We start from the raw sequence: 14,408 nt of genomic DNA, 5'->3' as shown, positions 1-14,408 counted from the left end.
AACAGATAGGGTGGCGGACGGCAAGCCGCCCGCCGGTTTCTAGCAAGACTTATTCTTCGGCAGCGGTTTTACCGATCAAAGTTGCGTCTTCTTCTTCCATCAAACCGAAGTTCATCAACAACTCTTCCAACTCGTCCATCGTGATCGGAGTAGGGATCACCAAGTTTTTGTTGTGCAGAACTTTTTGAGCCAAAGCGCGGTATTCGTCGGCTTGTTTCGCGGTTGGTTCGTACTCGATAACTGTCATACGACGGATTTCAGCACGTTGTACAACGTTGTCGCGTGGTACGAAATGGATCATTTGAGTGCCCATTTGTCTTGCCAATTCTTCGATCAGTTCGTCTTCACGAGCTGTTTGACGAGAGTTGCAGATCAAACCGGCCAAACGAACGCCGCCTGAGTTGGCGTATTTGACGATACCTTTAGCGATGTTGTTGGCAGCGTACATAGCCATCATCTCGCCAGAGCAAACGATGTAAATTTCTTGCGCTTTGTTTTCGCGGATAGGCATCGCGAAACCGCCGCAAACAACGTCACCCAATACGTCGTAGAAAACGAAGTCGAGTTCGTCGTCGTATGCGCCTTCCTCTTCCAGGAAGTTGATCGCGGTGATAACACCACGGCCAGCGCAACCAACTCCTGGCTCTGGACCGCCTGATTCAACGCATTTCACGTCGCCGTAGCCGACTTTCAATACGTCTTCCAGTTCCAAGTCTTCGACGCTACCAGCTTCGGCAGCCAAATGCATGATGGTGGTTTGCGCTTTTGAGTGCAGGATCAAGCGAGTAGAATCGGCTTTAGGATCGCAACCGACGATCATCACTTTTTTACCGGCTTCCGCCAGAGCGGCAACCAGGTTTTGGGTTGTGGTGGATTTACCAATACCACCTTTACCGTAAATAGCACATTGACGTAATTTCGCCATGACTTTCTCCTCTTGTGGGCTTTGTTAATAACAACCCTACTACAGCAATGGGCGTGCCAGTTTGCCGGAGTTAGTCATGATACTGATTTATAAAGGATTTTTTAACCAAAAAACGCCTAACAATGTAGTCGTATACCCAACATTTTGTATTGGCCACTGTCGTTTTACTCACAGCCTACGTGTGGTTATTGCAACGATGCCCTTCGAATGGCTTCAAACCTTTGGCGCCACGGTCTCGATAGGCGTTCGTCAATACCGTTTTATCCGGCTTTCGGCTTTTCGACCGATGCTATATATAACGTTGAAACGAGGTTAAGCCGGATCAGCTCCGCCGGCGCCGATTTCGTTCCCAAGCTCACGCGCCGAGAGTATCTCCATGACCGATTCAACGTTCTCGCCGTGGCCTTACGGCAAACACTCGCGCTATTGGTCGCGCCATTGATCTAGCTGACATGCGGCATTCTGCCGGCCCTTACCCATCGATACCGGGATTGGCCAAACGCCGACGCCGGAAACTATTTGGTCCCGACGGTTATTTTGGCCGGCTTGGCGCCACTGGTATTGGTGGTGGTTGAGTTTTTGGCGCGGCGGCAAGCGCTGCTGGACATCCAGGGCGTCAAGATCGATTTCGGGCCCCGCGCCGAGCAACCCGGCGTTTAGACTGGCGGACAACATCGGCATATCGGGTACCGTCGTCACCGATGCCGCTCCGATGGAAATACTCGATACGCTGGCACTTGCCACCCAGTGCGAGGTTGCGGTGGTCGATTTGAAGGAAGGCGACGCCTGGTGGATGTCCCGCCTGTTGCCCCCTGCGCGGAGGCCGTTCGCTGCCGTCTCCTGCTATTCACCGGCATAGGCGCGGCGACTTTGTTCCCGCACTCCGAAGTCGCGCGCTACGCTTTCGATGCCGTGCCGATCGCGGCCCCGACGAGCACGGCTAAGTCTTACTTGCGGTTGGTCAGCAACGACGCGACGGTTTTGGAAACGTTCACCGCGCCGAGATAGATTTCGTCCATGACCTTCGACACCTGTGCGATTTGCTCGTTGCTGGATTGGCCGCTGCTTCTGACGATGTCCATCCGTTCGGTCACGGTCGCGGTCAAGTTGCGGTTGGCGTAAACCACTTGATCGATTTCGGCGGTGGATTTGCTGGTGCGGGCCGCCAATTGCCGCACCTCGTCGGCGACCACCGCGAAGCCCCGTCCCTGATCGCCGGCCCTTGCCGCTTCGATCGCCGCATTCAGAGCCAGCAAATTGGTTTGATCGGCGATCTCGCGTATCGTCGACACGATGGCCGCGATATTGCGGGATTGTTCGTTCAACTGGTTGATCACCTCACCGGTCTGATTGATCTGCTCGGTAATTTCGTTGGACATCGTCACCGATGTCGCCAGCAATTCGGCGCCCTTCTGCGCAATCTGGCTGGTTTCCTCCGCCGTAGAAAACGACATCTCGGCGGCTTGGATCACTGTGGTATTGCGATTGACGCTCTCGGTCACGTCGGTGGCGAACTTGATCACTTTAACCACGTGCCCGTCGGCGTCGAACACCGGATTGTAGGAAGCCTCCAGCCAAACGCTGTCACCACGCGCACTGCGGCGCTGAAATTGTCCCGATTGGAACTGGCCACGCTGGATTTTTTCCCAAAAGTTCGGTTGATCCCGATAAAACTGATCGAAGCACAACACCCGATGGTGCTTGCCGACCAAATCGGCGAGCTGGTAACCCATTACACTCAGAAAATTGGTGTTCGCGGTGACGATTTGTCCATCGGGCGTAAATTCGATGACCGCCATCGACCGGTCGATGGCCTTTTGTATCGCCAATTGGTCGCGCAAGCGATCCTGCATCTCGGTGACGTCCGCTGCGATCTTGAACACGCGCGTGACATCGCCCTGACGATTGACAACCGGAAAATACGTGGCTTCCAGCCAAAGCGTCGTCCCGTTTTTATGGCGGCGTTGAAAAGTACCGTGTTGCTGACGCCCAGCTTTCAAGGCATTCCAAAACGCGCCGTACTCGGCGCTATTGACATGCCCCGGATCGCACAAAACTCGATGCTGCTGACCCTGCAATTCGGCGGCCGAATAGCCTACGACATCCAGGAACAAACGGTTGGCGCCAATGATCGTGCCATTCGGCTGAAACTGGATCGTGGCAATATTGGCCTCGATCGCGTCGGCAAAATCGGTCGCATCGGCCAAGCGGCGCCGAGCCTCGGCCAAGTCGGTTTTTAAGCGCCGATTGAAGAAATCGAACATGTTATTCTCTGTGCTGAAGTTTCTGCGTTCGTCCACACCTTCCCCGGTAACTTCCCCCGTACCGAACTAGCACGCCCATCGACGCGGGGTTCCGGAAGAACGCGGCTACGAACCCGAAGCACAAGTGTAGCGGACTCCATCGCGAAAAATTAACGCCCGGTTTCTGCGGTTATTTCCAACGCGCCTGCGCGCGTACGCACCTCCGAATGTTTTTACGCCGTACGCCAATAAACCCGCTTCCAGCCGGCATTTTCCACGTATGCTAACGCACCTTGAAAAACGCTCTCCTTCCTCGCTCGAGCAGTGGTTGCCGCCGCCAAACGCCTGTTTCAAGCCTAGCGTATCGAGGATCTAACACATGTATTGTTGCCAGAGTCGCTCGACCTCGGCGCGCAGCGCCGTGAAATCGCCGGCCGCCGCCGTTGCGCTCAGATCTTGCAATACTTGGTGGTGGCCGTAATCGCGATAGGCGCAGTAAGCCTGTTTCAACAGCGCCGTTTCGGCGGCCGGCATCAAGCCGTGGGCCTGCAAGCCGTCCAACAGCCGGACGTTGTCGGTGTACTTGGCCAAATCGGAATGCCGTGCCGCATGCGCCAGAATACAAAACTGCACGATGAATTCGATATCGGCGATACCGCCGGCGCTTTGTTTTAAGTCGAATACCGCCGGATCCTTGGCCGCCAGATTGTCGCGCATCTTTTGGCGCATCTCACGCACTTGGGTTTGCAGCGCTCGGTAATCGCGGGGCAGCGCCAAAATCCGCGCGCGAATCGCCTCGTACGTGGCTTGCAACTCGGTGTCGCCCGCGACGAAGCGGGCTCGGACCAGGGCCTGGTGCTCCCAAGTCCAAGCCTGATCGCGCAAATACGCTTCGTAATGACCGATATGCGTGACCAACAAACCCGAATCGCCATTGGGCCGCAGCCGCAGATCGACTTCGTACAACACCCCGGACAGCATCCGGGTGTCGAGGATATGGCGGATCTTCTGGCCGAGCCTGATATAAAACTGCGCCGTGCCGATCGGCTTATCGCCATCGGTGAGCGCATCGCCGTCGGCGGCGTCGTACAGGAATACCAAATCCAGGTCGGAGCCGTAACCGAGTTCGATGCCGCCGAATTTGCCGAAGCCGAGGATCGCGAAATGCTTGGGTTCCGGTCCGGTCACGGGCGGATAACCGTGCTTGGCGCCCAGCATGGCCCAGGCTCGCGTCAGCACTTGCTCCAAGATTGCTTCAGCGATCCAGGTCAAGTAATCGCTGACCACCATCACCGGAATAAAGCCCATGATGTCGGCCGCCGCCACCCGCAACACATGCTGATGTTTGAACAGGCGCAACGCGATCATCAATTGTTCGCTGTCCTGGGCTTCGACCCGGCTCAGGGCCAAGCCTAAGTCCTCGCGCAACGCCTGTTTTTGCAGCGGCGCGTACAGGGCGCCGGTATCCAGCAATTCGTCGAACAGTATCGGATACAACGCCAGATAGTCGGCGATCCAAGGACTGGCGGCGGTCAATTTGATCAATTGCGCCAAGGCCTGCGGATTCTCGGCCAACAAGGACAGATAGACGGCCCGGCCGGTCACCGCCTCGAACAGTTTCAACACCCGCGGCAAGGTGGCTTCGGGGTGTTCGGTCTCGGCAACGCGTTCTATTGTCTGCGGCACTAACCGCTCCAGTATGGTCGCGCCCTTAGCGGTCATGCGCTTGACCGCGTGGCTGTGCTTGAAATCGACGATGGCTTGCAGCACATTGCGCGGTTCGGAGAACCCGTAGTCCGCCAGCGCTTCCAACGCTAAATCGTCGTCGGCGGCGCAAGTCCAGATCAACCGGGCACTGCGTTGCTTGGTGTCCTGTTCGCTCAGCGAAAACACTTGCTCGAAGGTATCCTGCACCCGCTCGCGCACGGCATCCAATTCGCGCTTGAAGGCCTCCCAATCCTCGAAATCCAGCGAGTAAGCCAAAATTTGCCGGACCACCGGCTGGGTCGGCAAATCGTGGGTTTGTTTGTCCTGGTATTCCTGGATATGATTTTCGGTGCGGCGCAGGAAGCGGTACGCGAACTTCAGCGCCGCCACGTCATCGCCGCTCATCAGCTTCAGGTCGGCCAGCGCGGCGAGGATGACTTGAATCTCGCGCTGCTGCAGCACCGGCTCCTGGCCGCCGCGAATCAACTGGAAGGCCTGGCCGATGAACTCGACCTCGCGGATGCCGCCCGGACCGAGTTTGACGTTGTCCAAGCGGTCGCGGCGCTTTAATTCCTGAGCGATTTGAAACTTCAACGAGCGCAATTCCTCGAAGGCCCCGTAATCCAGATAGCGGCGGTAGACGAAGGGCTTGATCAGCGCGGCCAATTGCCGGCCGGTTTCGAAGTCGCCGGCCACCTGGCGGGCCTTGATCATCGCGTAGCGTTCCCATTCCCGCGCCTGGGTCAGGTAGTACTTTTCCATGCCGTCGAAATCCATGATCAACGGGCCGCTGTCGCCGAACGGCCGCAACCTGACGTCGGTACGAAACACAAAGCCATCGACGGTGATTTCGTCCAACATCTTGACCAAGGACCGGCACAAGCGGGTAAAAAACTCCCCGTAACTGATTTCTTTTTTGCCGGTCAACATGCCGTCTTCGGCAAACGCGAAAATCAAGTCGATATCGGACGAATAATTCAATTCCCAGGCGCCGAGCTTGCCCATGCCCAGCACCACGATATTGAAGGGCCTACCGTCGGCTAGCGTCGGCGTTCCCCAGCGATCGCAGGCCCGAGCGTACAAATAATCCAACGCGGCGGCTATGCAGGCTTCCGCTAACGCGGTCAGATCGGCCAGCGTTTCGTCCAAATCGGCCCAGCCGGCCAAATCGCGCCAGGCGATACGCACCATTTCCCGACGCCGAAACCGGCGCAAGACCTTGGCCAGCGCCGGTTCGCCGTCGATCTCGGCAACGGCCGTCCGTAACGCGGCGGCGTATTGATCCCGGCGCGTCGGCGCGAACAAATCGCCGGCGGCCGCCAATTCCGCGATCAAGCCCGGTTCGCGCAGCCAGCTGTCGGCGACGAATTGACTGCAAACGCAAACCTTTAAGGCACTCGCCGCGATCGCCTCGTGCTCCAGCACCGCCGCCTGTTCGGCGTCCAGAACCGCCGCCAACCGCTCGCAAAAACCGGCGGCGACGGATTGCAAATCCTCGGGCAGCGGAGCGGCATGGCGGGACAACGCGGCAAAAATGGGCATGGGCGGTTTCCTGTATCGACGGCAAAACCGCATGATACCGAAACTCGAACCAGTGCTCTAATTTGGGGCGTTCGCCGCCGAAGCCGAGGCTCGAGAGCGAGCCCCGGCGGCATGGGCCTAATCGATCAAACGGATGCCGGTCAATTTGCTCAGAAAGGCCGATGCTTTATGCGACACGGACTCGCCGCCGCCTTCGTTGGAAAAACGGGTGTTCTCCAATACCACCACCGAATTGCCGCGCACCCAGTATTGCTGTAGCGACAGCGGCGACTGATTGGCGAGTTCGACGGCGTCGGCCGGCGAACTCAGCGCGGTATCGATCGACAAACACCAAGCCTTGCCTTCGATTTTGGGCAAATCGATCAGCACATCCTCGCTCGCCATATTCATCACCACGTGCAAATCCGGTTCCTCCTTGGCCAACGCGGACAGCGTGTACGACAAAAAGCGCGCCTCGGGATCGGTCCAGGCCGGCGGATGCATCTGATCGACGTCGTACCAGTGAATATCCGGCAGCGTCTTACCTTCCAGCGGCCTTCCGGTCAGGAAGCGGCGGCGCATCAGCGCGGTGTGGCGCTTGCGCAGTTTAATCAGAGTCTGCACGAAGCGCAGCACGTCGGCATTCTTCTTGGCATCCTCCCAGTTCAACCAGCTCAGCTCGTTATCCTGGCAATAGCCGTTGTTGTTGCCGCCCTGGCTATTCAAAAATTCGTCGCCGGCCAGCAACATCGGCACACCGTGGCTGAGCAACAGAATCGCCAACGCGTTCTTGGCGCGCCGCCGCCGCACGGCCAAAATCTCGGGATCGTCGGTCGGCCCTTCGACACCGCAGTTGTAACTCAAATTGTTGTTGCAGCCGTCGCGGTTTTCCTCGCCGTTGGCTTCGTTGTGTTTGTCGTTGTAACTGAACAGATCGTGCAGCGTAAAGCCGTCATGACAGGTCACGAAGTTGATGCCGCTGATCGGCAAGCGATGTTGATGCTCGTAGAGATCGCTGCTGCCGCAGATGCGGGTGGCCACTTCGTTGATCATGCCGCCGTCGCCGCGCACGAAGCGGCGTATCGCGTCGCGGTAGCGGCCGTTCCACTCGGCCCAACGGTAGCCGGGGAAATTGCCGACTTGATACAGACCCGCCGCGTCCCAAGCCTCGGCAATCAGTTTGGTCTTGGCCAACTGCTGGGACAGCTCGATGCCCCACACCAACGGCGGGTCCTGCAACACGCTGCCGTCCTCGCCGCGCGCCAAGGCGCTGGCCAAATCGAAGCCGAAACCGTCGACGTGCATCTCCCGCACCCAATATTCCAGGCAAGTGATGATGAAGTTAGTCACCAACGGATGGTTGGCGTTGACGGTATTGCCGCAACCGGTGTAATCCAGAAAGAGCCTTTTGTCGTATTTGTCGGTCAGATAAAAGCTGTTGCCGGTAATCCCCTTGAAATTGATGACCGGCCCATCGCTGCCGGCCTCAGAGGTATGGTTGAACACCACGTCCATGATCACGCCGATACCGGCTTTGTGCAGCGCCCTGACCAGATCGCGAAACTCCCTAATGTGAGTACCCTGTTCCGGCGTCACGCAATAGCCCGGATGCGGGCTGAAAAAGCTGTGGGTACTGTAACCCCAATAGTTGGTCAAACCGCGCTCGGCGGTATGCGGCGGCACGTCCTGTTCGTCGAAGGCCATCGCCGGTAACAATTCGACGTGGGTGATGCCCAGTTTTTTCAGGTAGGGAATTTTTTCGATCAGCCCCAGAAAGGTCCCCGGATGCTTAACCTTGGCCGACGGATGCCGGGTAAAACCGCCGACGTGCAATTCGTAGACGATGACTTTCTCGCTGCGTATCGACAGCGGCGTATCCCCTTCCCAATCGTAATGGTCGTCGACGACGACACCGCGCATCGCGTGATAGCTATTGTCGCCGGGCACGCAGGCCGCGCCGCGCACCCACAACTTGTCGCTGACCGCTCGCGCCCAGGGATCGAGCAACAACTTGTCGCGGTCGAAGCGCAATCCCGTTTCCCGCGTCTGCGACGGGCCGTCCAAGCGCCAGGCGTACCAGGTGCCGACCGGTAATTCGACGACGAACACGTGCCAGGAAAAAAAGGTGTGGTGCTTATCGGTGGTTAACGGAATAATTTGGAACGGCTTTTCGCTGTCCGACTGAGCGAACAGCAACAGCTCCACGTAAGTGGCATGACGGCTGGAAATCGAAAAATTGACGCCCCCCTCGCCGACTTTGGCGCCGTGGGGATAAGGACTACCCGACTTCAAGTGGTATTGTTTATGCATTTCCTTGACCGAAAAAGTCCGAAAGCCCCGATTCTACTGCAATTCGGGCGATCCGGCCTATGCCTTGCGTAAATAGGCGACAACGAGTAGAGTCTTCGCAATTTGCCGATTTTGCCAAATACCGCACAATTCACGCAGTTGACAGCGAGTCGAAACCAACAATCCGATTCCTTATCGTCGCCGATGGCTTTTTCGCAGTCACCAACTCCTAGTCGCGCCCCGCTATCGGCCGAAGAATTACGCGAAATCAGTCTATCCATCAGCCGCCAATTCGCGCCGCGCCGCTACGAATCCGGGGTTCGGCGCGCGCCGACCGGCGGATTCTCGCCCAGCGAATTGCTGGAAATCAGTCAACAAATCAGCCGCGAATACGCGCCGCGCGCGCGCGGCAGTCAAGCCAGCCTGCTGCTGTTGCCGATAGACCCCCGCCACCTGCACGCATTTTGGCAATTGGACGCTCCGCCGCCCGCGACTTTGCCGAACCAGCCGGAATCCAGCCCGCTGACGCTGCGCATCTTCCGGCAAGCCCCAGCAACAAACCCGGCCGCCGACTCGCCGGCCCCCCCGGCCAGCGCGCCGGTCTGGTTCGACGTGCCGGTAGCCGCCGACGCCTCGCGGCAACGCATCGTCCTGCCCGAATACCTCGGCGGCGCCGCCGCCCACTACCGGGCCGTACTCGGCCGCTTGACCGGCGACCGGCAATTCAGTCCGCTGGCAATTTCCAACGATGCCGCGACCGCCGCGTTACCCGACGGCAATCACGATCTGACGCCGAGCGTCGCGCAATTCATGTTGCCGCTGCAGCTCGCGGCTTCCTCAACCCTGGCCGCCGATCCCGCGGCTCCGACTTCAGACGCCGATGACTAAAGGCTATCTCGCCATCGTTTTGCACGCCCATCTGCCCTATGTGCATCACCCCGAACACGCCAGTTTCTTCGAGGAAAACTGGCTGTTCGAGGCGATCACCGAATGCTATCTGCCCTTGCTGGGGGTATTGGAGCGGCTGCATTACGACCGGATCGCCTACCGCTTGACCCTGTCGCTGTCGCCGACCTTGATCACGATGCTGGGCGACGCCTTGCTGCAAAACCGCTACTTGCACTATTTGCAAGGCCGGGTGGAACTGGCCGAGCGCGAGGTGGCCCGCACCCGCGGCCTGCCCCAGTTTCAGGCCTTGGCCGAGTTTTATCTGCGGCAATATCAAGATGCGTTGTACCGCTACCGCGAGCGCTACCGTTGCGAATTGTTGCCGGCATTTCAGTTTCATCACGCCACCGGCAATCTGGAATTGACGACCACGGCCGCCACTCACGGCTTTCTGCCCTTGCTCAACGTCAGTCCGACCGCTGTCCGCAATCAAATCGGCGTCGGCCTGCGCTGTTTCGAGTCGCGCTTCGGCTTTCGGCCGCGCGGCTTCTGGCTGCCGGAATGCGGCTATTATCCGGGCCTGGAAGACGAATTGGCCGCCGCCGGCATCGACCATTTCTTCGTCGACAGCCATGCACTGATGACCGCCGCCAATACGGCGGGCCTGGGCGTCTACGCGCCGCTGGATAGCGGAAACGGCGTCGCCGCCTTCGGTCGCGATCCGGCCTCGTCGCGCCAAGTGTGGAGCGCGGAGCAGGGCTATCCCGGCGATCCGGATTACCGCGAGTATTACCGGGACATCGGCTTCGACCTGCCGCTGGAGTACGTCGCGCCCTACATCCTGGACCGCGAAACCCGCGTCAATACCGGCATCAAGTATTACCGTATCACCGGGCAGAACCAACCCAAGCAAGCCTATCAACCCGCTCAGGCCCACGCCAAGGCCAGACAGCACGCCGCCGACTTCGTGCGCCGCCGCCGCGAGCAAATCGCCGCGCTGGATGGCGAACTGTCGCAAGCGCCCATCATTGTCGCCCCCTATGACGCCGAGCTGTTCGGCCATTGGTGGTACGAGGGTCCGCTTTGGCTGGAACAGGTGTTACGGTTGGCGGCCGAATCGGATAGCGGCTTGACGACGGCCGCCTGCTCTGACTACCTTCAGCAACCGCTGCGCCACGGTATCGGCCGACCGGCCGCGTCGAGCTGGGGTGAACACGGCTATTCGAGCTATTGGCTGAACGAAAGCAACGACTGGATTTATCCGCTGCTGCACCGGGCCGCCGCCGAAATGGAAAAGCTCGCCAACGATCTGAACGGCCTCAAGATCACGCCGGCGCAAGAACGCGCGCTGAATCAGGCCGCCCGCTCGTTGCTGCTGGCGCAGGCCTCCGACTGGCCCTTCATCATGAAGGCCGGCACCACCGTCGATTACGCCAGAAAGCGGATCGCCGACCATCTGGCCCGCTTCAATTATCTGCACGACGCGATCCGCAAGAATCGCATCGACGAGCGATATTTGACAGCACTGGAGATCATGGACGATATTTTCCCCGACATAGACTTTCGCGATTACGCCGGCTAAGCCGGCATCGCGTCCCGGACCGCCGCGCCGGATTTCGCCAGCCCATCGCACCAGGAGCCCGGCATGGACCCGATACGCTTGCTTTACACCAGCAATACCGCCGGCGGCCGGGCCGGCGCGCGCCGTCAAACCTTAACCTTCCTGATCCTGGTCGCCGATCTGGACTACCGCAAAACCGTCGATGTGGTCTGGTGCGGCCACGACGGCGTCTGGCAACGCCTGCCCGCGAACTATCTGACCAAAACGCCGGAAGGCGGCGAAGTTTGGCATGCGGCGGCCGAATTCGGCGCCGAGGCAGGGTCGGCCTTGCCGGGCGGTATCCGATTTGCGCTGCACTACCGTTGGCCGGACGGCGAAGCCTGGGATAATAATCTAGGCCGCGACTATCAAACCCGCGCCGGCAGCGGCCATCATCTGGCCGACGATTTGGTCTTGCAAACCTTGACCTTGCCGACGGCCTTGGATCTGGAAACCGTCGAATGGCCTGTCGTGGTCGCGACCGACGCGACGCTGGACATCGACCACGTCAGCGTGCTTTGGAGCGGCGACGGTTGGCGGCGCACCCGGCAAGCGCCGTGCAAGGCGGCCGGCCGCCGCCGCAAACCGGTCGCGGGACCCGCGACCGGCCTGAAGCCGGCCCGGCTTTGGCACACGCGCTTGCGGATCGGCGAAGCCTTTCGCATCGAATATTGCATCGCCGCCCACACCCGGTCCCGCAGCTACTGGGACAATCGCGCCGGCCAAAACTACCGGCTCAGCCGGCCACCGCTACGGGTGCTGGTGTTGAATCTGCATTGTTATCAGGAAAACGATCAGGACCGCAAATTCAGCCAGATTGCCCGCGCCATCGACGACTGGCGGGCCGATTTGGTGTGCTTGCAGGAAGTCGCCGAGCATTGGAACAACGGCTACGGCGACTGGCCGTCCAACGCCGCCAACATCATTAACGCGCGACTATCTCGACCGTTTCACTTGCATTGCGATTGGTCGCATCTGGGTTTCGACCGCTACCGGGAAGGGGTCGCCATCCTCAGCCGCTATCCGCTGGAACGCCAGGAATCGCGCTACGTGTCCGACAGCAGCGATGTCTACAGCATACATTCTCGCAAAGTAGTCGCCGCCAACGTCACGCTGCCGCGCTTCGGCCGCATCGACGTATTCTCGGCGCATCTGAGCTGGTGGGAAGACGGGTTCGAAAGCCAATTCCGCCGTTTGGCGGCCTGGGCCGACGCCCGCCGCGACAGCGAGGTCTGCGGCACTCTGCTGTGCGGCGACTTCAACGTCGCGGCCGGCTCGATCGGCTACCGCTTGATCGTCGAAGGCAACCAATACCGCGATCAATATTTGGCGGCCAGCGCGCCCAATTTGTACCAACAAATCTACCGGGTCAACGATCCGCACTGGCATAACTACTTGGCGGAAGACTATCGAATCGATTACATTTTCATGAACAAGAGCGGCGCGCTCAAGGCCGTCGCCGCCAGGGCGGTCTTTACTGAACAGGACTACGGAAGGGTTTCCGATCATTGCGGTTATCTTTTCGAGTTCGAGCCCCGTTAACCCGTTTCATCGCTAGTTCGAGGTAGGCAATCACAGATGCAAGCAGCAGAACATTACGCTAGGCCGGTGTTCGGCAAACTGGGCGGTTACTTTCCGCGCGGCAACGATTTTCGGGAAAGCTTCGACATCCGTTGGGGCAAGCTCGATTTCGAGATGAATCACGGCATCGCGGCCAATTTGAAAGTGATTCTACGCGTGTACCGGGCCGAGATTTGCGAGACCTATATCGTCGATACCGACGCCTACGACATCGAATGGAACCGCCATAAACGCAGCACCCGCGACTTCTACGTGCTGCCCTACTCGCGCCAGTTCGGCAAGATTCACTGCATCAAGTTTGCGTTCATCGTCCATATCGGCGAACATTCGATCGCCTCCCGCCAGGAATACATCTTCATGGACGGCCAGCAACCCAGCGATCCCGAACCGCAGCATCGCCACATCGGCGACCATTGGGCGACGCCCAACCATTATCGTGCCCACGAACTCGATCCCAAGCAGTTACAAAGCGACGCCGACTGGTACGCCCAACGTTTCGACACACTCAATCTGACGCCGAAATTCACCAAGGGGCAACAGCACCACCCCTACCATCCCAAGCGCTACATCCACGACCACATCGACAAGACCATCGCCGCCAAGCATCATCAGCCGCGGCGGCTTTGCACGATCAAGGTCAGCGTCGATTGCATAGACGACCACGACTTCATCAACCACCTGATCCACGCCAGCCGCCAGGGCGTGCTGGTGCAATGCGTCGTCGATTGGCGCAAGATGACGCTGACCAACAGCGACAACTACGCACGCCTGAAACGGGCCGGCATCGAATTGGTCGGCGTGTTCTGCACCCCCAAGCATCATCTGATCGAAGTCGAGCCGGACATGCACACCAAGTTCGTGATCTTCAACGACGAGGACTGCATCCTCGGCTCGTTCAACATCACCTTCGACCGCTGGTGGGCCAACTGGGAATCGGGGATGAGCTTTCATTCGCAGGGCGTGTGCCGGCTGCTGGACAACATCTTCCAAAGCCAGCGCGGCGGCGTCATCCAAAAATACGGCATCGACCCGCTCAGCCCGTTCAATCTGCTGTACACCTTCGGCCGGCAAACCATGGCCAACGGCAAGGTCTACCGGCCGCATCACGCGATACTCGCCGAAATCCACCGCGCCCGCCGCTCGATCAAAGTCTGTCTGTTTCTGATCGGCGACCTGCTCGGCGACCACCACGACAGCGTGGTGTCGGCGCTGATCCAGGCCCGCGATCGCGGCGTGGACGTGCAACTGTTGCTGAACGGTCATCTGGCCCGCCAAGGCAAGATCGGCGTCGAGCGGCCAATGCGCGACGAACTGGCCCGCCCGCTGTTGCCGGCCGTGCAACGCCTGAAGGACGCCGGCATCCGGGTCGGCTTGGTTTACGGCCAAGACGATCTGCCGGTGCCCTACTCGCCGATACACAGTAAATACTGCGTCATCGACGATTACATCGTTATCGACGGCAGTTTCAACTGGTACAACACCTCGGTGTTCTCCCACGACCTGCTGGTGGTCGCCGCCAACCGCGACGTGGCCCAACCGTATTTGTTCGAATTCGAACAGATTCAAAGGTTGTTCAGGGTGTTTTATTGACGATACTTTTCCGCGATCGCGGACTCCGCGGCCCAGCCCGGTAAAACGGCGCTAAATCAAACGC

Annotated in this window: 9 protein-coding genes; 5 read left to right on the top strand and 4 right to left on the bottom strand. The window is 59.1% G+C overall.

The features are described 5' to 3' along the window. Positions 1 to 49: 49 nt before the first annotated feature. On the bottom strand, positions 50 to 925 hold the full coding sequence (gene nifH / locus ACQE3D_RS04305) for a nitrogenase iron protein (RefSeq protein WP_064027244.1): 876 nt from the start codon (positions 923 to 925) through the stop codon (positions 50 to 52). A gap of 519 nt (positions 926 to 1,444) precedes the next feature. On the opposite strand from nifH, the gene ACQE3D_RS04300 reads away from it, so the two are divergent. Continuing rightward, complete coding sequence (locus ACQE3D_RS04300) at positions 1,445 to 1,585, top strand: hypothetical protein (RefSeq protein ID WP_313728977.1); 141 nt, start codon at positions 1,445 to 1,447, stop codon at positions 1,583 to 1,585. A 287-nt stretch (positions 1,586 to 1,872) separates the two neighbouring features. On the opposite strand, the gene ACQE3D_RS04295 is transcribed toward ACQE3D_RS04300, so the two are convergent. The 3 genes from ACQE3D_RS04295 to glgX form a co-directional block, all read right to left on the bottom strand. Continuing rightward, a complete protein-coding gene (locus ACQE3D_RS04295) occupies positions 1,873 to 3,189 on the bottom strand; it encodes a methyl-accepting chemotaxis protein (RefSeq protein ID WP_064031159.1) in 1,317 nt (438 codons plus the stop codon). Between the two features lie 351 nt (positions 3,190 to 3,540). Then, the gene (glnE, locus tag ACQE3D_RS04290) at positions 3,541 to 6,417 is read right to left on the bottom strand and encodes a bifunctional [glutamate--ammonia ligase]-adenylyl-L-tyrosine phosphorylase/[glutamate--ammonia-ligase] adenylyltransferase (protein ID WP_313728978.1); all 2,877 of its coding nucleotides are present in this window, start codon (positions 6,415 to 6,417) and stop codon (positions 3,541 to 3,543) included. A 117-nt stretch (positions 6,418 to 6,534) separates the two neighbouring features. Next, positions 6,535 to 8,706, bottom strand: a complete 2,172-nt coding sequence (gene glgX / locus ACQE3D_RS04285) for a glycogen debranching protein GlgX (RefSeq protein ID WP_427551405.1) — start codon at positions 8,704 to 8,706, stop codon at positions 6,535 to 6,537. Positions 8,707 to 8,889: 183 nt separating this feature from the next. Between glgX and ACQE3D_RS04280 the strand changes: the two genes are divergently transcribed. From ACQE3D_RS04280 to ACQE3D_RS04265, 4 genes are all read left to right on the top strand, one after another. Next, entirely contained in the window at positions 8,890 to 9,573 is a 684-nt protein-coding gene (locus ACQE3D_RS04280) for a hypothetical protein (RefSeq protein WP_064031162.1), read from the top strand. Further along, the gene (locus ACQE3D_RS04275) at positions 9,566 to 11,155 is read left to right on the top strand and encodes a glycoside hydrolase family 57 protein (protein WP_313728980.1); all 1,590 of its coding nucleotides are present in this window, start codon (positions 9,566 to 9,568) and stop codon (positions 11,153 to 11,155) included. Before ACQE3D_RS04280 ends, ACQE3D_RS04275 begins: the two co-directional genes overlap by 8 nt. A gap of 63 nt (positions 11,156 to 11,218) precedes the next feature. Further along, a complete protein-coding gene (locus tag ACQE3D_RS04270) occupies positions 11,219 to 12,715 on the top strand; it encodes an endonuclease/exonuclease/phosphatase family protein (protein ID WP_313728981.1) in 1,497 nt (498 codons plus the stop codon). Positions 12,716 to 12,751: 36 nt separating this feature from the next. Beyond that, positions 12,752 to 14,344 (top strand): phospholipase D-like domain-containing protein, encoded by a 1,593-nt coding sequence (locus tag ACQE3D_RS04265; protein ID WP_313728982.1) that lies wholly within the window; start codon positions 12,752 to 12,754, stop codon positions 14,342 to 14,344. Positions 14,345 to 14,408: the final 64 nt, after the last annotated feature.

This window comes from Methylomonas sp. MS20 (assembly GCF_050275925.1).
GTDB classification, from domain to species: Bacteria; Pseudomonadota; Gammaproteobacteria; order Methylococcales; family Methylomonadaceae; genus Methylomonas; species Methylomonas koyamae_A.
This window is presented reverse-complemented; position numbering and strand designations above follow the sequence as displayed.